Origin of the sequence: Stenotrophomonas pavanii, assembly GCF_900101175.1 — a bacterium.
Lineage (GTDB): Bacteria > Pseudomonadota > Gammaproteobacteria > Xanthomonadales > Xanthomonadaceae > Stenotrophomonas > Stenotrophomonas pavanii.
Genome location: NZ_FNFQ01000015.1, coordinates 70,707 through 92,917 on the forward strand (window position 1 = coordinate 70,707; position 22,211 = coordinate 92,917).

Annotated in this window: 15 protein-coding genes; 9 read left to right on the forward strand and 6 right to left on the reverse strand. The window is 68.4% G+C overall.

Annotated elements, in window-relative coordinates:
• The first annotated feature begins 98 nt into the window (after positions 1-98).
• Positions 99-2,390 (forward strand): NADP-dependent malic enzyme, encoded by a 2,292-nt coding sequence (locus BLS66_RS19775; protein WP_049469974.1) that lies wholly within the window; start codon positions 99-101, stop codon positions 2,388-2,390.
• 421 nt (positions 2,391-2,811) lie between these two features.
• On the opposite strand, the gene BLS66_RS19780 is transcribed toward BLS66_RS19775, so the two are convergent.
• A complete protein-coding gene (locus BLS66_RS19780; RefSeq protein WP_057494590.1) occupies positions 2,812-3,555 on the reverse strand; it encodes a basic secretory protein-like protein in 744 nt (247 codons plus the stop codon).
• Entirely contained in the window at positions 3,552-6,896 is a 3,345-nt protein-coding gene (locus tag BLS66_RS19785) for a GH92 family glycosyl hydrolase (RefSeq protein ID WP_074726611.1), read from the reverse strand. The genes BLS66_RS19780 and BLS66_RS19785 overlap by 4 nt, the downstream gene beginning before the upstream one ends.
• A gap of 418 nt (positions 6,897-7,314) precedes the next feature.
• On the opposite strand from BLS66_RS19785, the gene BLS66_RS19790 reads away from it, so the two are divergent.
• From BLS66_RS19790 to BLS66_RS19805, 4 genes are all read left to right on the forward strand, one after another.
• Positions 7,315-7,512, forward strand: a complete 198-nt coding sequence (locus BLS66_RS19790) for a zinc-finger domain-containing protein (protein WP_005410967.1) — start codon at positions 7,315-7,317, stop codon at positions 7,510-7,512.
• Between the two features lie 15 nt (positions 7,513-7,527).
• Positions 7,528-8,643 (forward strand): glycosyltransferase, encoded by a 1,116-nt coding sequence (locus BLS66_RS19795; protein WP_049469969.1) that lies wholly within the window; start codon positions 7,528-7,530, stop codon positions 8,641-8,643.
• Positions 8,624-9,955: an O-antigen ligase family protein gene (locus BLS66_RS19800; RefSeq protein ID WP_057494586.1), complete on the forward strand. Its 1,332-nt coding sequence runs from the start codon at positions 8,624-8,626 to the stop codon at positions 9,953-9,955. Before BLS66_RS19795 ends, BLS66_RS19800 begins: the two co-directional genes overlap by 20 nt.
• Positions 9,956-10,105: 150 nt before the next feature.
• Positions 10,106-10,555, forward strand: coding sequence for an REP-associated tyrosine transposase (locus BLS66_RS19805; RefSeq protein ID WP_074726612.1), 450 nt, complete (start codon positions 10,106-10,108; stop codon positions 10,553-10,555).
• Between the two features lie 74 nt (positions 10,556-10,629).
• Here BLS66_RS19805 and BLS66_RS19810 read toward each other — a convergent pair whose 3' ends face one another.
• Positions 10,630-11,547, reverse strand: a complete 918-nt coding sequence (locus tag BLS66_RS19810; RefSeq protein ID WP_049469961.1) for an LpxL/LpxP family Kdo(2)-lipid IV(A) lauroyl/palmitoleoyl acyltransferase — start codon at positions 11,545-11,547, stop codon at positions 10,630-10,632.
• Positions 11,548-11,607: 60 nt separating this feature from the next.
• Between BLS66_RS19810 and waaA the strand changes: the two genes are divergently transcribed.
• The gene (gene waaA, locus BLS66_RS19815) at positions 11,608-12,906 is read left to right on the forward strand and encodes a lipid IV(A) 3-deoxy-D-manno-octulosonic acid transferase (RefSeq protein WP_074726613.1); all 1,299 of its coding nucleotides are present in this window, start codon (positions 11,608-11,610) and stop codon (positions 12,904-12,906) included.
• A gap of 223 nt (positions 12,907-13,129) precedes the next feature.
• On the forward strand, positions 13,130-14,374 hold the full coding sequence (locus BLS66_RS19820) for an amino acid transporter (protein WP_074726614.1): 1,245 nt from the start codon (positions 13,130-13,132) through the stop codon (positions 14,372-14,374).
• Between the two features lie 99 nt (positions 14,375-14,473).
• Here BLS66_RS19820 and BLS66_RS19825 read toward each other — a convergent pair whose 3' ends face one another.
• The 3 genes from BLS66_RS19825 to BLS66_RS19835 all read right to left on the reverse strand — a co-directional run bounded on the left by BLS66_RS19825 (position 14,474) and on the right by BLS66_RS19835 (position 17,314).
• The gene (locus BLS66_RS19825; protein WP_049469956.1) at positions 14,474-15,832 is read right to left on the reverse strand and encodes a TolC family outer membrane protein; all 1,359 of its coding nucleotides are present in this window, start codon (positions 15,830-15,832) and stop codon (positions 14,474-14,476) included.
• 16 nt (positions 15,833-15,848) lie between these two features.
• Positions 15,849-16,496 (reverse strand): protein-L-isoaspartate O-methyltransferase family protein, encoded by a 648-nt coding sequence (locus BLS66_RS19830; RefSeq protein ID WP_049469955.1) that lies wholly within the window; start codon positions 16,494-16,496, stop codon positions 15,849-15,851.
• A 140-nt stretch (positions 16,497-16,636) separates the two neighbouring features.
• A complete protein-coding gene (locus tag BLS66_RS19835) occupies positions 16,637-17,314 on the reverse strand; it encodes a TetR/AcrR family transcriptional regulator (protein WP_049469953.1) in 678 nt (225 codons plus the stop codon).
• Positions 17,315-17,432: 118 nt separating this feature from the next.
• On the opposite strand from BLS66_RS19835, the gene BLS66_RS19840 reads away from it, so the two are divergent.
• Together BLS66_RS19840 and BLS66_RS19845 are read left to right on the forward strand one after the other, a co-directional pair.
• On the forward strand, positions 17,433-18,560 hold the full coding sequence (locus tag BLS66_RS19840) for an efflux RND transporter periplasmic adaptor subunit (protein ID WP_057494582.1): 1,128 nt from the start codon (positions 17,433-17,435) through the stop codon (positions 18,558-18,560).
• A 4-nt stretch (positions 18,561-18,564) separates the two neighbouring features.
• Positions 18,565-21,726 carry an efflux RND transporter permease subunit gene (locus BLS66_RS19845; protein WP_057494580.1) on the forward strand — a complete coding sequence of 1,054 codons (3,162 nt, stop codon included), beginning with the start codon at positions 18,565-18,567 and terminating at the stop codon, positions 21,724-21,726.
• Positions 21,727-22,211: the final 485 nt, after the last annotated feature.

Consider the following 22,211-nt stretch of genomic DNA (forward strand, 5'->3'; position numbering starts at 1 on the left):
CGGTCGCAGCATGGTTGCGACAGGATAGCGACAGGTCCAGACGCTCCAACGGGGGTATGATCCCCTGTCCCTTCTGCCCATTCATGTAACCCACATCGATGTCCAACGAAGATTTCAAACAGGCCGCCCTCGATTACCACCGGATGTCCCCGCCGGGAAAGATCAAGGTTTCCGCTACCAAGCCCATGCTGACCCAGCGCGACCTGTCGCTGGCGTATTCGCCGGGCGTGGCGTATGCCTGTGAAGCGATCAAGGCCGACCCGCAGCAGGCCAGCGAGCTGACCGCCCGCGGCAACCTGGTGGCGGTGATCTCCAACGGCACCGCGGTGCTGGGCCTGGGCAACATCGGCGCGCTGGCCGGCAAGCCGGTGATGGAAGGCAAGGGCGTGCTGTTCCAGAAGTTCGCCGGCATCGATGTGTTCGACATCGAAGTGGATGAAACCGACCCGGACAAGCTGGTCGACATCATCGCCTCGCTGGAGCCGACCTTCGGCGGCATCAACCTGGAAGACATCAAGGCGCCGGAGTGCTTCGTGGTCGAGCGCAAGCTGCGCGAGCGCATGAAGATCCCGGTGTTCCATGACGACCAGCACGGCACGGCGATCATCGTCGGCGCGGCGGTGCTCAACGCGATGGCGATCACCGGCAAGAAGATCGAGGAAGTGAAGCTGGCGACCACGGGCATGGGCGCGGCCGGCATTTCCTGCGTGAACATGCTGGTGCAGCTGGGCCTGAAGCCGGAGAACATCCTGGCCTTCGACCGCGAGGGCGTGATCCACACCGGCCGTACCGACCTGGACCCGGAAAAGCAGCGCTATGCGCGCGACACCGACAAGCGCACCCTGGCCGAGATCGTCGACGGCGCGGACATCTTCCTCGGCCTGTCGGCGCCGGGCATCCTGACCGCCGAGATGGTCAAGACCATGGCGCCGGACCCGGTGATCTTCGCCCTGGCCAACCCGACCCCGGAAATCATGCCGGAGGTGGCGCGCGCCGCGCGTCCGGACGCGATCATCGGCACTGGCCGTTCGGATTACCCGAACCAGGTCAACAACGTGCTGTGCTTCCCGTACCTGTTCCGTGGCGCGCTGGACGTGGGCGCCACCGCGATCAACGAGGAAATGAAGATCGCCTGCGTGCGTGCGATCGCCGCGCTGGCCCGCCGTGCCGCCACCGACATGGGCTCGGCCTACGGTGGCGAGACGCCGAGCTTCGGCCGTGAATACCTGATCCCGCGCCCGTTCGACCGCCGCCTGCTGGTGGAACTGTCGGCCGCCGTGGCCCAGGCCGCGATGGACTCGGGCGTGGCCTCGCGCCCGATCGACGACATGGGCGCCTACCGCGACAAGCTGGCCCAGTTCGTCTACCGCACCAGCCTGATGATGAAGCCGGTCTACGACCGCGCGCGCAGCGACAAGCAGCGCGTGGTGTACGCCGAAGGCGAAGAGGAAGTGGTGCTGCAGGCGGTGCAGAACGTGGTCGATGACGGCCTGGCGCACCCGATCCTGATCGGCCGCCCGGAAGTGATCGAGTCGCGCATCGAGCGCCTCGGCCTGCGCCTGAAGATCGGCGAGAACGTTGAAGTCACCAACATCAACGATGACCCGCGTTTCAACGAATACTGGCAGTACTACCACGGCCTGACCGGCCGCCGCGGCGTGACCGTGGCCGCGGCGAAGAACCTGATGCGTTCGCGCCCGACCCTGATCGCCGCAGTGATGGTCGCCCGTGGCGAAGCCGATGCGATGCTGACCGGCATCGTCGGCCGCTTCCACAAGAAGCTGGGCTACGTGCGCAGCGTGTTGCCGCTGGAGCCGAAGGTCACCTCGACCTCGGCGATGACCGGCGTGATCAACCAGCAGGGCGTGTTCTTCTTCGTCGATACCCACGTGCAGGAAGACCCCACCGCCGAGCAGCTGTGCGAAGCGACCCTGCAGGCGGCCTACCGCATGAAGCTGTTCGGCATCGAGCCGAAGGTGGCGCTGCTGTCGCACTCCAACTTCGGCAGCCATGATTCGAAGGATGCGCTGAAGATGCGCCAGGTGCGTGAACTGCTGCTCAAGCGCAACCCGCGTCTGAACGTGGATGGCGAAATGCAGGGTGACACCGCGTGGGATGAAGCGCTGCGCCAGAAGCTGCTGCCGGGCTCGACCCTGCAGGGCCGCGCCAACCTGTTCGTGCTGCCGAACCTGGAAGCGGCCAATATCGCCTACAACCTGGTGCGCGTGTTCACCGATGGCGTGGCGATCGGCCCGATCCTGATGGGCGTGAACAAGCCGGTGCACATCCTGACCACCAGCGCGACCTCGCGCCGGATCCTGAACATGACCGCGATTGCCGCAGTCGATGCGCAGATCAGGAAGCAGCTGGAAGCGGAAAAGAAGGCATAAGCCTTCTTTCCGGTTCGATCTGCAGAACGCGCCCTACGGGGCGCGTTTCTGTTTGCGCAAAGCGGACACGGGTAGTGCCGGCCGCTGGCCGGCAACCGCAATGATGTCCAGGCACACGACGGCAGCCGGCCAGCGGCCGGCTCTACCCCGGTCTGTGCCACACGCGCTACGCCGCCCGGTCATTTCCCTGCAACGCCGTTGCGGCCCAATACGCCCACGCGGCCCGGCCGTGGGAAGGGACCGGACCGGCCTTCCCACCCTGGGCCCGACCAACTTCTCATGGGCGAGGGTGTCATGCGCAATCGACTGACGCGGCGGTACTTCCAGCAGCTGTTCGCGCTGTACGCCGGTTTCGTGCAGTCGCGCTGAGGCGTAGACGACGGCGCCGGGCAATGCCCGGCGAACCGGTGGTACGTGGGCGTCAGCGCCGCTTGCCGCGGCGTGCAGGCGCCGGCGGCGGTGCATCCGAACGCGGCTTGGCGTACTGCGCCCACAGCGCCGGCAGCGCCTTGCCGGTGTGCTTCTGCCACAGTGCCGGTGCATAGCGACCGTCGCGCAGGGCCGTGTCCAGTGCCAGCACCAGGCCCGGGTGTTCGGCGTCGGCCCACTTCAGGAACGCGCCGGTGACCCGGTAGCCGCTGTCGAAGTTCTGCCCTTTCTCGACCTTGCCCGGCAGTGCCCATCCGGCAGCGGCGTTGTCCATGCCGTAGCGGTCGCGCGCGTAGTCGGCGATGCCTTCCACCAGCCAGCCCGGCACCCGCGCATCGCCATAGCCCGGGTAGCCCTGCACGATGTGCATGGCTTCATGGGTGACCAGGTCGATGTCGTTGGGATGCTGCGCCAACCAGCCGGGGTTGATGGTGATCGTCGCCGCCTGGTCCTTGTCACCGACGAAGGCGATGCCGGTGTAGGCCGGATCGATCACGATGCGCACCATCGCCGGCGCGGCCGGGTGGAAGTCCGCACGTTCGCGCAGGTAGGCGAAGTAGAACGTATCGATGATCCGCTTGCGCTGCGGCGCGGCCAGGGCACCCCGGGCGTCCTGGTAGTTCAGCGTGACACCGTCGCGGGTCAGCTGCGCGTCGAAGGCCTGGGTCTGGCCGAAGCTGGGGAAGGAAAAGGCAACAAGGGCCAGGGGCAACAGACGGTAGCGCATGGGGTTCATTGTACGGCGCTGGGCGCCAACAGTTCGATCTCCGCCAGCGGCAGCGGGCCGGGTGCGTCCAGGCGCAGCCGGTACGCGTCGTAGCGGCCTGGCCGGGCGATGCGGAACGGACGGGTCTGGCGGGCAGACTCGAAGGCTTCGCCGCTGCGCTGGTCGAGCACGGTCCAGCGGCCGTTGCCGTTGCGCGCTTCCAGCGTCCATTCACCGCCCTGGATGCGGCCGTCACCGCTGGTGAGGGTGTACATCGTCGGCGCGCCGTCGCCCAGGCCGGTCAGCGTGATCGTTGCGCCGCCACCCAGGCCCACGCTGGTGGCCGCATCGTCATCGACCAGCGCCGGCAGCGCGCGGCCATCGGCCAACGCCGCCTTCGCGCCGCTGCCGAGCAGGTCGTGCAGCAGTTGCGGGCGCTGGCCGCGCGCGGTCAACGAGCGCGGCACGTCATCGGCGCCGCTGCCCCAGCGCGACGGTTGCGGGCCCATCTCGAAGTCCAGCGTCGCGCCCTTGGCGATCAGCTCGTGCGGCACCCAGGTCTTCGTCCACGGCGTGCCGTTGATCTTCAGTGACTGCACGTAGACGTTCTCGCGCGAGTTGTTGGCCGCGTTCACGGTCAGCACCGCGCCGCCCTGCAGCTCCACCCGCGCGTGGCGGAAGGCCGGCGATCCGATCACGTACTCCGGGGCGCCCATGCGCAGCGGGTACAGGCCCAGCGACGCCAGCACGTACCACGCCGAGGTCTCGCCGTTGTCCTCGTCGCCCGGGTAGCCCTGGCCGATCTCGCTGCCGACGTACAGCCGCGACAGGATCTCGCGCACGTGCTGCTGGGTCTTCCATGGCTGCCCGGCGTACAGGTACATCCACGGGATGTGGTGCGCCGGCTGGTTGCTGTGCGCGTACATGCCCATGCGCACATCGCGCGCTTCGGTCATTTCGTGGATGGTGCCGCCGTAGGACCCGGCGAACGCGGGGTCGGCGGTTTCCGGCGTGGCAAAGAAGGTATCCAGCTTCGCCGCCAGCTTGTCGCGGCCACCGTACAGCGCGGCCAGGCCTTCGCCATCGTGGGCGGCGGTGAAGGCGAAGGTCCAGCCGTTGGATTCGGTGTAGTCATGGCCCCACACGCGCGGGTCGTAGTCCTTGGCGTCCACGCGCCACTGGCCATCGGCGTTGCGGCCCTGGAAGAAGCCGGCGGCCGGATCGAACATCGTCGCGTAGCTGGCGGCGCGATAGCGGAAGTACTCAGCCTCGGTGCGGTAGCGCTCGCGTGCGGCCGGCGTGGCCGCGCGCCTGGCCAGCGCATCGGCCATGTTGGCGATACCGAAGTCATTGAGCGCGCCTTCCATCGTCCACGACATGCCTTCGTGCACGTCCGCGCTGGCGTAGCCACGGAAGGTCGAACGGTCCATGCCCTTGCGGCCGACATGGCGATCGGGCGGGACCACGGTCGCGTTCTTCAGCGCGGCGGCGTAGGCTTCGGCCGGATCGAAGCCACCGATGCCCTTCAGCCAGGCATCGGCGAAGGCCACGTCCGAGCTGGTGCCGACCATCAGGTCGGCGTAGCCCGGCGACGACCAGCGCGCGATCCAGCCGCCGGCGCGGTACTGCTCGATGAAGCCCTGCACCATCTGCCCGGCATCGTCGGGCGTGAACAGGGCATACGCCGGCCAGGTGGTGCGGAAGGTGTCCCAGAAGCCGTTGTTGACGAACACCTTGCCATCGCGCACGCCGGTGAAGCTGCGGTTCGCGCTGCCCTCGGTGTTGTCGTCGCTGGCGCTGGCCTGGTTGGCGTAACGCCAGTCCGGCGCGGCCGCGCTGCCGGCGTTCTCATGCCCGGAATTGGGATACAGGTACAGCCGGTACAGGCTGGAGTACAGCGTGGTCTTCTGGTCGTCGCTGGCATCGCCGATGTCGAAGCGGGCCAGGCGTGCGTCCCACGCATCCTGCGCGCGTCCGGCCACGCTCTCCAGCGTGTCGGTTGAAGCGATTTCCAGCGCCAGGTTGTGCCGCGCCTGCTCCACCGAGATCAGCGAGGTGGCGATGCGCATCGTCACCCGCCGGTCGCTGCCGGCATCGAACTTGATGTAGCCGGTCGGGCGCCCGGTGTCGATGCGACCGCTGCTGCGCCAGGGCCTGTCGAAGCTGGCCACCACGTACATGCGGCTGGCGCCGTTGGACAGGCCGCTGCGCGTATCGGTGTAGCCGCTGAGGGTCTGCGTCGCCGGGTCCAGGCTCAGGCCACCGCGCGCATCGACATTGTCGAACAGCAGGTTGGCATCGCCACCCTCGGGAAACTCGAAACGGAACAGCGCGGCATGATCGGTCGGCGCGATGGCAGCAGCGATGCCATTGTCGAAGCGCACGTCATAGCGATACGGGCGCGCGCTTTCATGGCGGCGGTCGAACGACAGAGCGCGCTTGCGGCGGTCGGCGTCCGGCACGCCACGGCTGGCCGAAGGCATCACCTGGAAGGTCTGGCGGTCGCCCATCCACGGGCTGGGCTGGTGGCTCAGCGCAAGCGCCTGCAGCTGCGGGCGGTTCTGTGCATCGTTCTGCTCGTTCCAGCGGTACAGCCAGTTCAACGCGCCGGCGTCGGTCACCGGGGTCCAGAAGTTGAACCCGTGCGGCACCGCCGTGGCCGGGAAATTGTTGCCGCGCGAGAACGTGCCATTGGCCTGGGTGCCGCGGGTGGTCAGCACCCAGTCGGAGACGCGCTGTGGCTGCTGCCTCGGCACTGCGTCCAGGCGTACGTCGTCGATCCAGCCGGAGACCGGTGCACCTTCGGCACTGGCCACCTCCAGCTCGATCGCCACCACGCGGCGGTCTTTCAGTGCGGGCACCTCGCCCAGCCGCACCGCCTTGCGTGCCCACTGCTGCGGGTACAGCGTCTTCGACTCGCCCTGCGCACGCGCGCCGATCGCCACGCCATGCTGGTCGCGCGCTGCACCGGCCGATACGCGGCTGCCGTCGTCCAGCAGCAGGTCCAGCGAGACATACGTCGAGGCCACGCTGTCGCCGCCGACGATTTCCGGCAGCACCAGCCACGACAGCGTGGTATCGGCCTCGATCGGCAGGTCGGTCCTGAACAGTTCGCGCCGCGCGCTGCCGCCCTCGCTGCTGTAGTGCAGCGCATGCAGGCCGCTGTAGCCGGCGTTGCGCTTGGCGGTGTAGGGCGCGGCCGGCCCATTGCCGATCGCGACCTGCAGTGCGCCGGCAGCCTGCGTCGGGGCCGGTTCGCCCGGTTCGAACGAGGTCTGCAGCCCCTGTGCCAGCACCGGCATCGCAGTGGTCGCACAGGCCAGGGCCAGGGCGAGCGGAAGCAGGGCGCGGCGTGGATCGGACAGGGTCATGCAAGGGTCTCCCGGAAGGGCTGGCGGCGGGTAGCACCCGCATCGGCGGACACCACGGGCAGCATCGCTCCGCCCGCCAGGATGGCAGTGGAAGAGGCGATGCCGGTCCGGTGGGGGCGGGCCATGCGATCGGGTCGGAGTGAGCAGGTCGGTGGTGACCTGGGCCGATCCTGCAACAGCCGCCGCGCGCTGACAAGTGCCATTTAGTTCGATCCAAATGCGGGAAATATCGTCGGGACCGATTCTGGCCGGCGAACCTGCCGCAACCCCCGCGTGAATCGAGCGGGTACAGCGGCCCGGCGCGCAGGGGGCGCTGCGAAGGACCGCCCGCCGCGCGCAATGGCCCGTTGCGGCGCAATGTCGGCGCGGCCCAGATGCTAGAATCACAGGCCTCGCAACCCGTTCATCGACATCCGCCATGAGCCATACCGCCACCGCGCCCGCCAACGCCGAGAAGCGCTACACCGTGCACCGCAGCGATCTGCCGCTGAGCTGCCCGACCCCGGAAATGGCGCTGTGGAACTCGCATCCGCGGGTGTACCTGCCGATCGAAGACGAACCCAACGGCGAAGCGCAGTGCCCCTACTGCGGTTCCGTGTTCGTGCTGGCCGACTAAACGGCGGCCCTTTCGATGCGCCGATTGACCGTGGTGCAGTTGCTGCCGGCGCTGCACTCCGGCGGTGTCGAGCGCTCGACCCTGGAAATCGCTGCGGCCCTGGTCGCCGCAGGCCATCGCGCGCTGGTGGTGTCTGCCGGCGGCCGCCTGGTGCAGCCGCTGCTGGACAGCGGTGCCGAGCACCTCACCCTGGACATTGGCCGCAAGTCGCTCCTGACCCTGCGCCATCTGCCGACCCTGCGTCGGCTGTTTGCCGAGGTGGGCGCGGATATCGTGCATGCCCGATCGCGGCTGCCGGCGTGGCTGGGCCTGTATGCGATCCGTGCCCTGCCTGCCGCGCAGCGCCCGCATTGGGTGACCACCGTGCACGGGTTGAATTCGCCCAGCCGCTACAGCGCGGTGATGACCAGCGGCGAACGCGTGATCTGCGTGTCCAATACCGTGCGCGCCTACGTGCAGCGCCACTACCCGACGGTGCCGGAAGACAACCTGCAGGTCATACCGCGGGGTGTGGATGTCGGCCAGTTCCCGCGCGTGGCGCGCGCCGACCGCCGCCCGCGGCTGGCCCTGGCGGCCGATTACCCCTGGCTGGCGCAGGTGCACGGCCCGCTGCTGCTGCTGCCGGGGCGCGGCACCCGGCTGAAGGGCCACGCCCACGCGTTGCAGCTGCTGGCCGATGTGCGTGCCGCCGGCGTGCCTGCCCAGCTGTGGATGCTGGGCACCGACGAACCCGGGCGCGAGGCCTACGTGGCCGACCTGCGCCGCCAGGCTGCGGCCCTGGGCGTAACCGAGGCGCTGCACATCAGCACGCCAACCGCACGTATCGCCCAGGCCTACGCCGCCAGCGATCTGGTGCTGCAGCTGTCGGACAAACCGGAAGCGTTTGGCCGCACCGTGGTCGAGGCGCTGTCGGTCGGCCGCCCGGTGCTGGGCTGGAACCACGGCGGCGTCGGCGAACTGCTGCAGCAGCTGCAGCCCAGCGGTGCGGTACCGCTCGGCGACGCGCGCGCACTGGGTGAACGTGCGCTGGCCCTGCTGGCGCAGCCGCCGTCCTTGCCGACCCGTATCCCGTTTACCCTGCAGGCCATGCAGCGCGATACGCTCCGCCTCTATGCCGACCTCGCCGGCTGACCCTTCCGTCCTGGTGCGCGACGACCGCGCCGGGCGCTGGGCACCCTGGTGGGTGCTCGCGTACGTGGCGATGTGGCCGTTGCCGGGCATCGCCGAAACTGTGCTCGGACTGGGCGCGCTGTACGCTGCCGCGCGCATGGTGATGCGCCGGCTGCAGCGCCGCCCGCACCTGTTGAGCACGGCAGCCTGGGCGCTGACCTCGATCCTGTTCCTCGGCTACTGGCTGCCGCAGGCGTTCTCGGCCTTCGACGCCATCGATCCTTCCGCTTCGTGGACCAAGGCCGCCGCTGGCCTGCGCTACCTGCCCTTCATGTGGCTGGTGGCGATCGCAGTGGCCACACCGGAGCGGCGGCGGCTGACCTTTGGCGGGCTGGCGCTGATCACCGGCGCGTGGACGCTGGACGCGCTGGTGCAGGCGCTGGCCGGCACCAGCCCCTGGTTCTGGTCGCTGGAACACCTGAAGCTGGCCGTGAGTGGCCACGCGCTGTGCCCGGCCGACGAAGCCGCGCTGGCCGACCGCCTCAGTGGCGCGCTCGGGCCGTGCAACCTGAAGTTCGGCCAGGTGTTGGCCAGCCTGTCACCGTTCCTGCTGCTGCCGATGGCACGGCGGTTTGGCAATGCGGGTTGGCTGCTGGCTGCCGCCGCACTGGGGTGCGTGCTGCTGCTGGCCGGTTCGCGTGCCTCGTGGATCACCTTTGTGCTGGTGCTGGCCTACAGCGGCGTGCGCCAGTTCGGCGGGAAGCGGCTGCTGCTGCTGGCCCTGCTGGCGGCGCTGGGCGCTGCGGCGCTGACCGCGGGCGCGCCGCAGCTGCGCGAACGGGTTGCGCGTACGGCGCAGGCCTGGAACGAAGATGGGCAGGGGGTCGACCAGGCACTCTCGGGGCGTGCCCGCATCTGGAAGGCGGCCGTGTGCATGATCGAGGAACATCCGGTCAACGGCGTCGGTGCGCGTGGCTTCCGCGATGCATATCCGGCGTGCGTCGCCGAGGATGGCCCGGCAGTGTGGGGCCATCAACCGGCATTGCACGCCCACCAGATCGTGCTGGAAATCCTTGCCGAGACCGGCGTGCTGGGCCTGCTGCTGTGGTTGGCGGCGGTGGCGCAGGCCTGGCGGGCCTGGCGGTACGCTCCGGCAGCCGCGCGCGACCGCGCCCGGCCGGCGATGCTGGCGCTGGCGGTGACGGTGTTCCCGCTCAATACGCACCTGGCGTTCTACTCCGCGTTCTGGGGGGGGCTGACCGTGCTGCTGGCTGCATTGTTTGCCGGCAGCCTGCTGGCGCGGGACGCGGACGACACGCCGACGGTGGTGTGATCGTCTATCCACGCGTGGCGTGGCGCTACTGCCCGTACCGAACGGAGCATGCTTGGGTAGATCCACGCCCTGCGTGGATGGCGCTTTCCCGACGCAACTGCCGGTCAACCACCACTACCGGCGTTTCCCTGCGTATCGCACGCTGGAGGCATGGCCAGCCCCAGACTTCGCTACGGTCGGTATTCCCAATCCGGCAACGTGTACTCATTGACCACAGCAACCCTCGGCCGCGAACCGTTGTTCGCCGATGCGGCAAACGTGGCGATCCTGATCGACACACTGCGCTTCGTAGAGCGCAAGGGCTTCAGCCACAGCCTGGCCTGGGTGGTCATGCCCGACCATCTGCACTGGCTGATGGAGCTGCACGGAGGAACCCTGGCCGAGTGCATGGCCCTGCTCAAATCACGCAGCAGCCGTCTGTTGAACCGGCGATTGGAGCGACAAGGGCCGCTGTGGCAGCACGGTTACCACGATCACGCCGTACGCAGCGATGAATCCCTTCATGAGAAGGCGATGTACATCCTGGCCAATCCGGTCCGTGCGGGCCTGGCCAGCACGTTGGGTGAGTACCCGCACGCCTGGTGCCGTTGGCCGTTGTAGGTGCCGGCACCCGGATGTAGAGCATCCACGCATGGCGTGGATCAAGCTGCACATGAAACCATCCCGCCCCACCGTTATTTGTAGAAATCACTCCGGCCGCCGGGCTGGCGCTTGAAGCGGCGGTGGATCCACAGGTACTGGTCGGGAGCCTCGCGCACCATCGCTTCGATGGCCTGGTTGACCCGGGTGGTATCGGCCTCCACATCCTCGCTGGGGAAGTTCTCCAGCGGTGCGCCGATCTTCAGGAAGTACTTCCCGCCTTCGCGGCGGTGGAAGTACGGAATCACCGCACAGCCGGTCATGCGTGCCAGCTGATGGGTGGCGGTGATGGTTGAAGCGGTGTGGCCGAAGAACGGCACGAACACGGTGTCCTTGCCCCGCATGTCCTGGTCTGGCGCGTACCACAGGAAGCCGCCTTTCTTCAGGTGGCGCACGGTCGCGCGGATGTCCTCGTTGGCGAACATCGCCTTGGCATAGCGCAGGCGGCCGAACTTCACCGCCCACTCGTACACCGGGTTCTTGTGCTTGCGGTACATGCCGGAAAGATCGACGTAGTCGCACAGCAGGCGTCCGCACATCTCCAGGGTCATGAAGTGGCCGGACACCAGCAGCACGCCGCGGCCCTCGGCCTGCATCTGCCGCAGGTGTTCCAGGCCTTCGATCCGCACCTGCGGGCGGATGCGGTCGATGCTGCCCCACCAGGCACGGATGCACTCGAACACGCCCACGCCCAGCGCGTCGAAACTGTCGCGCACCAGGCGCTGGCGCCACGCTTCGTCCTTCTCGGGGAAGCACAGCTGCAGGTTGACCTCGGCGGCGCGGCGGCGGCTGCCGAGCAGGCGCCAGGTGATCCAGCCGACGCCCCGGCCGAGCGCGCGCTGCAGCAGCCACGGCAGGCGGGCGATGGCGAAGGCGCCGAACATGGCGGCGAACATCGGCCAGTTGCGCGGATCGCGCAGCGACGGGCGGACGGCGGTGGTGGCATCGGACATTGCGGCATTCTACCAAGGCCGCCGCGTGTCTTTCCCGGGGGGCTCCCGTATCCTTGCCGCATGCGCAAAGACCCTGTCGAGTGGATCCTGCGCGGCCTGTACTCGGTCGTGCTCTACATCCTGCTGCCGATCACCGTGTACCACCTGGTCTGGCGCGGCTTCCGGGTCCGTGAGTACTTCCGGCGCTGGGACGAACGCTATGCCTCCTATCCGCAGCCGACCGGCCAGCCGCGGGTGTGGCTGCACGCGGTCTCGGTGGGCGAGGTCAATGCCGCCGCGCCGCTGGTCAACGCACTGCGCCAGCGGCGCCCGGACATCCGCTGGGTCATCACCACCATCACCCCGACCGGCTCCGAGCGCGTGCGCGCGCTGTGGGGCGACGCGCTGGACCACGTCTACCTGCCATACGACGTGCCGGGCAGCGTCAACCGCTTCCTCGGCCATTTCCAGCCCAGCCTGGCGCTGATCCTGGAAACCGAACTGTGGCCGAACATGCTGTTCGGCTGCCGCGACCGCGGCATTCCGGTCTACATCCTCAATGCCCGCCTGTCCGCCCGCTCGCTGCGTGGCTACCGGCTGCTGGCGGCATTGATCCGCCGTGCGCTGCGCACCGTCACCTGCGTGGCGGCGCAGTCGCAGGACGATGCCGAGCGCTTCGTGCAGCTGGGGGCCGAGCCCCGCCAGGTGCAGGCCCTGGGCAACCTGAAGTTCGACATCGCCACGCCGGACGTGCAGGGCTTCGTCGAACAGTTCCATGCGCGGGTACCGGCCGCACGCCCGGTGTGGATCGCCGCCAGTACCCACGATGGCGAGGAGCAGGCGGTGATCGACCTGCACCGCCGCCTGCGCGCGCAGCATCCGGATCTGCTGCTGCTGTGGGCGCCGCGCCATCCCGAGCGGTTCCCCAAGGTGGAAGCGCTGGCACGCGAACAGGGCTGGCGCGTGGCGACCCGCCGCGTGGACCAGTGGCCGCACGCGGCCACCGACGTGTTCGTCATCGATACGCTCGGCGAGCTGATGCCGTTCTATGCCTGCGCGCAGGTCGCCTTCGTCGGCGGCAGCCTGCAGGCCATCGGTGGCCACAACCTGCTGGAGCCCGCGGCGATGGGAACGGCGGCGGTGACGGGCCCACACCTGCACAACTTCGCGGAAATCTCCCGGCGCATGCGCGAGGCCGGCGCGCTGCTGATCGGCGAGGACGCGCAGGCGGTGGGCGATCTGCTGCAGCACCTGCTCGACGATGCGCAGGCGCGCGAAGACATGGCCCGCGCGGGCTGCACGCTGGTCAGCAATGGCCGGGGCGCGCTGCAGCGCACGCTGGCCCTGGTCGCGCCGCACCTGCCGCCGCCGCGCGGGTGATCCCGGCGCAGCGGCGTCGGCGCCGCTGCAAGCCATTGTCGTGATCAACTTCATCAATTCTGCTTAGCGACGATTTTTCTGTCGCTGCCGGACCGACCCCGCTGATGACAGCGTGCCTGCGATCACAACGCAGCGCGCACGGCACCGATTCCGATTCCGCAGGGCGACGCAGGCTGCCAGCCTGCTGTCGACCGCGCTTGGGCGGATATCAAGGGAACTTGCGATGGACGGCGACAGCGGCAGGGACGGCACCGGTGGGGCCCGGCTGGGAATGGACCATCTGGCGGTGGTGGCGCTGACGCTGCTGGTGGGGGGCAGCGTGATCGCGCTGGTGGGCCAGCACACGGCCGCACAGGCGGGCCCGGCCATCGTGCTGAGCCTGGTGCTGGCTGCATTGGGGGCAGGCCTGGTGCTGTGCTGCCTGCAGGAGCTGGTAGTGCGGTGGCCGGCGGCCGAGGGCCTGCACGGCTTGCTGGCCGCCAGCTGGGGCTCCCGCGTGGCGGACGTGCTCGGCCTGGCCTTGCTGCTGGAACTGGTGGCGACCACGGCGGGGGTGACCCAATCGATGGTCCACCACGCGCATGCGGCGCTGGCTGCGGCAGGCCTGCAGGCCAGCGACCCGCTGCCGACGCTGGCGGCGGCAGGCGTGGGCCTGCTGCTGGCTGTGTTGGCGCTGCTGCCGCCCCGGCGCGTGGCCCTGGTGGTGTGCGCCCTGCTGACGGTGAAGATCGGCGTGGGGTTGCTGCTGCTGGCCCTGGCGGCACGCCACGTGCACTACGCGCACTGGATTCCCTGGCTGCCACCGGCAACCGCCCCGTATCGGTTCGGGCTGGGCGGGGTGCTGGCGGCTGCGGTGCCGCTGCTGGGGATATTTGCCAGCGTCGGCCTGGCCCTGGGCTTTCCTGCGCTGCGCCGGCAGGGCGCGGCCTGGCAGCCGGCGTTGCTGGCGCTGGTTTCGTTGCTGGCGATGCTGCTGTTGATCGTGCTCGCGGCACTGCAGGCCGGGCTGGTCGAATTTTCCGCATTGGCCAGCTCCCGGCCACTGTCGGTGGCGTTGCAGGTGCATCCGCAGCTGCAATGGATGCAGCCGTTGCTGCCCTTGGGCGGTGCGGCGGGACTGGCGGCGCTGCTGCTGGTGCTGCTGATGCTGGCCGTGCGGCTGGCGACGTCGTTGTGGCCACGCCTGCCGGCCGCAGCAGGACGTCCGGGCGCGGGCCCGGTCACGGTGGCGATCGGGTTGCTGGTGGTGATGCTGGCGCTGTGGCTGCCCCCGGGCAGCCTGCCGGCGCTGCCGGGCAGCGCAACCCTGCTGGTGATGGCGGCCCTGTGCCTGGCGGTACTGCGGCCACGGACCGGAGCGCGGCAGGATGCAGCCGCGCGCGGGCTGCTGATGCCGTTGCTGGCGCCGCTGGCGGTCGCGCTGTGCCTGCTTGCAGCGCTGGAACGCCTGCGGGCGTGGCCGCTCTGACCGCCGCCGGGACCCTGCCGCGGCTGGGCGCGCACGGAAGCATGCCCACAAAAAAGCCACCCTCGCGGGTGGCTTCTTCGTTGCCGGCCAGGCGAAACCTCAGTGCGTGGTCGTGGCCGGGTTGCCTGCGTCCTGGGTCAGCAGCCGGTTGACGTCCTGCAGTTCGGCCACGTCCAGCGCACCCAGCGACTGGCTCAGCAGCAGGCGGTTCTGCAGGAAGGTGTAGCGGGCCTGCGCATAGTCCAGCTGCGCCGAGAACAGGATGCGCTGGTTCTGGATCACGTCCAGCACGGTACGGGTACCGACTTCCAGGCCAACCTGCGAGGCGTCATAGGCGCTCTGTGCCGAAACCACCGCCAGGCGGCGGGCTTCCACTTCGCTGATGCCCTGCACCAGGGTCTGGTACGCATTGCGGGTGTTGCGGTCCAGGGCGCGCTTCTGCTGCTCGTAGCCGTCCTGGGCGATGTCACGCTGGGCCAGTGCCTGGCGCACGCCGGACTGGGTGGCGCCACCGGCGAAGATCGGCACGCTCAGGGTCAGGCCGATGCTGTTGGTGCGGGCATCCGGCGACAGCGAGCCGGCGCCGGTGCTGTCACCCCACGTTGCACTCTTGCCCCAGCTGCCGCCCAGCGACAGGGTCGGGTAGTGGCCGCCGCGGGCGGCCTGCACGCCGGCTTCGGCGGCACTGACCTTCAGTTCCTGCGCCTTCAGCGCCGGATTCTGGGTGGTGGCCTGCTGCACCAGCTCATCGATGTTGCCGCGGTTGGCCGGCACTTCCGGGCGGAAGTCGGCCGGCAGCCCACGCAGGTTGGTCACCGGCTGGCCGGTCAGTTCGGTCAGGGCCTGGTAGTTATCGGCGAGGGTGTTCTGCGCAACGATGGTGTTGGCACGCGCCTGGTCGTACTGGGCGCGTGCTTCGTGCACGTCGGTGATCGGCGCCAGGCCCACTTCCAGGCGCTTGTCGGCGAAGTCGAACTGCTTCTTCGCGGCCGCTTCGTTGGTCTGTGCGGCGTTCAGCGATTCGATCGCCACCAGCACGTTGAAGTAGGCCGCCGAGGTGCGCACGATCAGGCTGTCGTTGGCCGAATCGAGGGTGAAATCCGCCGCCTTGCTCAGCTCACGCTGCGAGCGCAGGTTGTTGATCTGGGTCCAGTTGAACAGCGTCTGGCTACCGTCGATCGTGTAGGTGCGGCGCTTGTTGGTGAACGAGCCGGAATTGGCGTCCGCGTTCGGCTCGCTGCGCGTGCGGTTCAGCGTGGCCTGGCCGTTGATCTGCGGCAGCAGGGCGGCACGCGCCTGCACGGCGCCTTCCTTGTCGTACAGCCGGGTCGATTCGGCGGCCGACAGCTGCGGATCGCCATTGCGGGCCATTTCGTAGACCTGCAGCAGGTCGGCGGCATGGGCGGACAACGGCAGCAGGGCAGTGGCCAGCGCAACAGCGAGGGATCGGCGGATCATTGCGGCTTCCTTGGACTCAGAGGTGGAACTGGGGGGCCGGGGCGGCACCACGCAGGTAATCGATATCGGTCTCGAACAGGGACTCGCTGCTGCCGTCGGCCTTGACCAGCAGGGCCTCCATCGCCGGCGAACGGCCGTGGATCACGAACAGCCGACCGCCCGGACGCAGCCACGAAGCGAACTGTGACGGCACCACGTCGACCGCACCAGTGACACAGATCACGTCAAAGCGGCGTTCGGTCTGCCAGGACAGGGCGTCGGCCACTTCCACACGGACATTGGTGCCCAGGCCGGAGGCGTCCAGGCGCGCGCGCGCGGCGGCGGCCAGCTCCGGGTCGATTTCCAGGCTCAGCACGTCGCGCGCCAGCGCGCCGATGCAGGCCGACAGGAAGCCGCTGCCGGTGCCGATTTCCAGCACTTCGTCACCCGGCTGCAGGTCCAGCGCCTGCAGGGTACGGCCCTCGATGACCGGCTTCATCATCTTCTGGCCATTGCCGATCGGCAGTTCGACATCGGCGTAGGCCAGTGCCCGGTGCGCGTCGGCGACGAAGGCCTCGCGCGGCAGGCGGGCCAGGACGTCGAGCACCTTGATGTCCAGCACGTCCCAGGGACGGATCTGCTGTTCCACCATCAGTTCGCGGGCGTGGGCGTAATCAATCGTCATGAGGTTCAAATCCAGCGCAGTGGGCCGGCCATTTTACCGGTGCCGGAGGCCGGCGGCGCGCCCAGAGCATCAGCTGCCGGGGGGCCGGGGTCGCAGTGCCGGAAGTCATCGCGACCTCCGGTTCATTCAGGTTTGCCGTTTCAGCCGGTTCCGGCCCCTCGCGGCGCATACGCGCGCAGGAAGAAGTCGACGCTGGCGGTGACGTGGACCAGAGGGTCGCACTCCACCGGTGACAGTGGCATGCCGCACATCATATGCATGTGCACTTCGCCCTTGACCAGGGTCAGGAACTGTTCGCCCGCCAGTGCATAGTCGGCGATCTCCAGTTCGCCACGCTCGGCGCGCGCGCGAAGGAAGTCCGCCAGGGCCTCGCAGGTACGCTCCGGGCCGGCTTTCCAGAACAGCTCGCGCAGGCGCTCGTCGGTCTCCGGCGACATCATCATGCGCTGGATCGAGATCGCCGCGTCGGAGGTGATCAGCTGGAAGAACGCCAGGCCGATGCCGATCAGCTGGTCGCGCAGCGGGCCATCCGCATCGGCCACGAACAGCGCGTCGGGCAGCATTTCAATGCACTTGGACTGCACGGCCTCGGAGAACAGGGTCTCCTTGTCGCCGAAATGGCTGTACACGGTCAGCTTCGAGACACCGGCCTGGGCGGCGATGGTGTCCATGCTCACGCCGGTATAGCCCTGTTCGATGAACAGGGCCTTGGCGGCATCCAGGATCGCTGCGCGCTTGCCGAGGTCCTTGGGACGCCCGGGTCCGGCGGCCTTGGCAGCAGGCTTGGCCGACGGCTTTCGGGAAGTGGGAGAACTCATCGCGCTAATACTAGACCAAGCGGTTCGATATTTATACTATACCGGCCGGTTTATTAAATTGGGCCGGCAGTCGCGGCTCCCCCTTAGTTGCAACCCTGCGTTTTCAGGACGTTGACCGATGAAGATCGTGCGCTGGATGGGCGGTATGGTGTGGGTGGCTGCGCTGGCAGCCTGTTCTGGGCAGGAACAGGCGCCACAGGCGGCCGTGCCGGTGCTGGTGGTCCATCCCGGGGAGCAGGCCGGGCAGGCGCCGGCGGCGTTCCCTGGAACGGTACGTGCGCGGCAGGAGAGCCCCTTGTCGTTCCGCGTCGGCGGCAACCTGGTCAAGCGCCACGTCGATGCCGGGCAACGGGTGAAGAAGGGCGATGTGCTGGCCGAGCTGGACGTGGCCGACTTCGCGCTGCAGGCCCGTGCCTCGCAGGCACAGCTGGCTGCGGCCGAAGCCGATCTGGTGCGTGCCCGTGATGACCTCAAGCGCTACCAGGTGCTGGCCGACCAGCAACTGGTCAGCCGCTCGCAGCTGGACCAGCAGTCGGCTGCGTTCAAGGCCGCGCAGGGCCAGGCCAACGCCGCCCGCGCCAACCTCGATGTGCTGCGCAACCAGGCCGGCTACGCGCAGCTGCGCGCCCCGGCCGACGGCGTGATCGCCAGCCGCGAGGCCGAAGCCGGGCAAGTGGTGTCGGCGGGCCAGACCATCTTCAACCTGGCCGCCGACGGTGCACGCGAAGTGCTGATCGACCTGCCCGAGGCCACCCTCCGTGACTACGCGGTCGGCCAGCCGGTCGAGGTGGAATTGTGGAACCGCCCGGGCCAGCGCCTGCCGGGCACGATCCGCGAGATCGCGGCCGCCGCCGACCCGCAGGCCCGCACCTATGCGACCCGGGTCAGCCTGGCGGCCGATGCGCTGGCCGATGTCGAACTGGGCCAGAGCGCGCGCGTCTACAGCAGTGCCGGCCGCCACGGCACCCTGCAGCTGCCGCTGGGCGCGCTGCAGCGCGGTGCCAATGGTGCTGCCAGCGTGTGGGTGGTCGATCCGGCCAACAGCACGTTGAAGGCCGCCGCGGTCACCACCGGTGCCTACGGCAGCGAGACGGTGCCGGTGCTGTCCGGCGTGGGGGCCGGTGACTGGGTGGTCGCCGCAGGCGGCCACCTGCTGCGTGCCGGCCAGCCGGTGATCGCCGTGGACCGGCAGAACCGGCCGGTGCTGAAGCCGGCCACGCCGGCCGCCGCCAAGGCCAGGGAGTAAGCCGGTGCGCCGCTTCAATCTTTCCGAGTGGGCGTTGTCCAATCGCCCGCTGGTGCTGTTCGCGATGCTGGCCTTCGCGCTGATCGGCGCGTGGTCGTACAAGCATCTGGGCCAGTCCGAGGACCCGCCATTCACGTTCAAGGCGATGGTGGTGCGCACGCTTTGGCCGGGCGCCACCGCCGAACAGGTCTCGCGCCAGGTGACCGAGCCGATCGAGAAGGCGCTGATGAACACCGGCGAGTACGAGTTCATCCGCTCGTATTCGCGCCCGGGCGAATCGCAGGTCATCTTCATGGCGCGCGACAGCCTGCGTTCCAGGCAGATCCCGGACCTGTGGTACCAGGTGCGCAAGCGCGTGGGTGACATCCGCCCGACGCTGCCGCGCGAGATCGTCGGCCCGTTCTTCAACGATGAGTTCGGCGACACCTACGGCAACATCTACGCCTTGACCGGCAAGGGCTTCGACTACGCGGTGATGCGCGACTACGCCGACCGCATCCAGCTGGAACTGCAGCGCGTGCCCGACGTCGGCAAGATCGACCTGGTCGGCCTGCAGGACGAGAAGGTCTGGATCGAGCTGTCCAACACCCGCCTGGCCACGCTGGGCGTGTCGATGCAGCAGGTGCAGCAGGCGCTGGCGGACCAGAACGCGGTCACCGGCACCAGCTTCTTCGAGACCGCCACCGACCGCGTGCAGTTGCGCGTGACCGGCCAGTTCAACGACATCGACGCGATCCGGCAGTTCCCGATCCGTGCTGGCGACCGCACCGTGCACCTGGGTGACATCGCCGAGGTCAAGCGCGGCTTCGCCGATCCGGCGTCGCCGAAGATGCGCTTCATGGGCGAAGAGGCGATCGGCCTTGCGGTGGCGATGAAGGATGGCGGTGACATCCTCAAGCTCGGTGCCAACCTTGATGCCGAGTTCCAACGGCTGCAGAAGACCCTGCCGGCCGGCATGCAGCTGCGCAAGGTCTCCGACCAGCCGCAATCGGTGGAAGAGTCGGTCGGCGAGTTCGTGCAGGTGCTGACCGAGGCGGTGGTGATCGTGCTGCTGGTCAGCTTCTTCTCGCTGGGCCTGCGTACCGGCCTGGTGGTGGGCGTCACCATTCCGCTGGTGCTGGCGATGACCTTCTTCGTCATGCACTACTTCGACATCGGCCTGCACAAGATCTCGCTGGGCGCGCTGGTGCTGGCGCTGGGCCTGCTGGTGGACGATGCGATCATCGCGGTGGAGATGATGGCCACCAAGATGGAGCAGGGCTTCGATCGCCTGCGTGCGGCCAGTTTCGCCTGGGAATCCACGGCGTTCCCGATGTTGACCGGCACCCTGATCACCGCGGCCGGCTTCCTGCCGATCGCCACGGCGGCATCGAGTACCGGTGAATACACCCGTTCGCTGTTCCAGGTGGTGACCATCGCGCTGGTGGTGTCGTGGATCGCTGCGGTGCTGTTCATCCCGTACCTGGGCGACAAGATGCTGCCGGACCTGTTCAACCCGCAGCCGCCGAAGCCCGGCAGCCTGTCCGCGCGCTGGCGGGCCAGGCGCCAGCAGTGGGCCGATCGCTATCCGGCGCTGGCCAACCTGATCGCACCGCCGCAGCACGGGCATGACCACGATCCCTACCAGCGCCCGTTCTACCGCAGCTTCCGTCGCTTCCTCGACGCCTGCCTGCGCCGCCGCTGGTGGGTGATCGCCGCAACCATCGCCCTGTTCGTGTTCTCGCTGATGATGTTCCGCTTCGTGCCGCAGCAGTTCTTCCCGGATTCGACCCGGCCGGAGCTGATGGTGGACATCGAGCTGGCCGAGGGCGCATCGCTGCGTTCGACCCAGGCCCAGGCCGAGAAGCTGGAGAAGCTGCTGTCCGGCCGCGAGGGCATCGCCAACTACGTGTCCTACGTGGGCACCGGTTCGCCGCGCTTCTACCTGCCGCTGGACCAGCAGCTGCCGGCGACCAACTTCGCCCAGTTCGTGGTGCTGGCCAAGGACATCAAATCGCGCGAAAGCACCCGTGACTGGCTGCTGCACGAAGTGATCCCGAAGTTCCCGGATGTGCAGATGCGCGTGACCCGGCTGGAGAACGGCCCGCCGGTCGGCTACCCGGTGCAGATGCGCATCTCCGGCGAGCACATCGAGAAGGTGCAGGCGATCGCGCGCCAGGTCGAGGCCAAGGTGCGTGAGAACCCGCACGTGATGAACGTGAACCTGGACTGGAGCGAGCCGAGCAAGGTGGTGCGGCTGGTGATCGACCAGGAGCGGGCCCGCGCGCTGGGCGTGAGCAGTGCCCAGGTCAGCCAGTTCCTGGCCAGTTCGCTGGCCGGCCAGTCGGTGAGCGTGTATCGCGAAGGCAACCGCCAGATCGAGATGCTGCTGCGCGGGCCGGCCGATGAGCGCAACCAGCTGGAACTGCTGTCCAGCCTGTCGATGCCGACCGCCAATGGCGGCAGCATCACGCTCTCGCAGGTGGCGACGATGGAGTACGGTTTCGAGGACGGCATCATCTGGCACCGCAACCGGTTGCCGACCGTGACCGTGCGCGCCGACATCAGCGATGGCATGCAGGCGCTGGACGTGGTGCACCAGATCGTGCCCACGCTGGACGGCATCCGCGCCGAGCTGCCCAGCGGCTACCTGCTGGAAACCGGCGGTACCGTGGAGGATTCGGCGCGTGGCCAGAACTCGATCAAGGCCGGCATGCCGCTGTTCCTGGTGGTGGTGGCCACGCTGCTGATGCTGCAGCTGCGCAGCTTCTCGCGAGCAGCGATGGTGCTGGTGACCGCACCGCTGGGCATCATCGGTGCGACCCTGTTCCTGCTGCTGTTCCGCGCGCCGTTCGGCTTCGTGGCGCTGCTGGGCACGATCGCCCTGGCCGGCATGATCATGCGCAACTCGGTGATCCTGATCGACCAGATCCAGCAGGACATCGATGCCGGGCACGACCGCTGGCATTCGATCATCGATGCCACGGTGCGCCGCTTCCGCCCGATCGTGCTGACCGCGCTGGCGGCGGTGCTGGCGATGATTCCGCTGTCGCGCAGTGCGTTCTACGGCTCGATGGCGATCTCGATCATGGGCGGCCTGATCGTCGGCACGGTGCTGACGCTGGTGTTCCTGCCGGCGCTGTATGCGGCGTGGTTCCGGGTGAAGCCGGACGAATCCGGGGCGTAATGCCCCGGGTTCTGCGGCCGCGGCCCTTGGTAGGTGCCAACCCTGGTTGGCACATCTCCCAGTAGAGCCACCCCATGGGTGGCTGCTGATTTCCAGACTCCGTCATCCACGCATGGCGTGGATCTACCGCAGCGGGTCTTTGCCCTGGTGGGTGCAGACCTTGGTTGGCACTGACGCATGCATCCACGCATGGCGTGGATCTTATCTCTTGCCGATCTGGCACCTTGGGTGCCGAGAGCCCGGCGTGGGCGACCGTGTGGATCCAGGTCTTGCGACCGAGAAGTAGCTTGGGTCCCCACGCCGGATTCTCCCTGAACCGCCCGAACAGTTGGTTGAGTTGGCGCTCGAACTGATAAGACTGGGCAAGCGGGGAGAGCTCTCGACCCTGTCAGCCTAGCGGAGTTCTGCCATGTTTGGGATCGGGATTGATGTGAGCAAAGCCACGCTGGATGTGGCCGTCCATGGAGAGCAGTTTCGCCAATTCA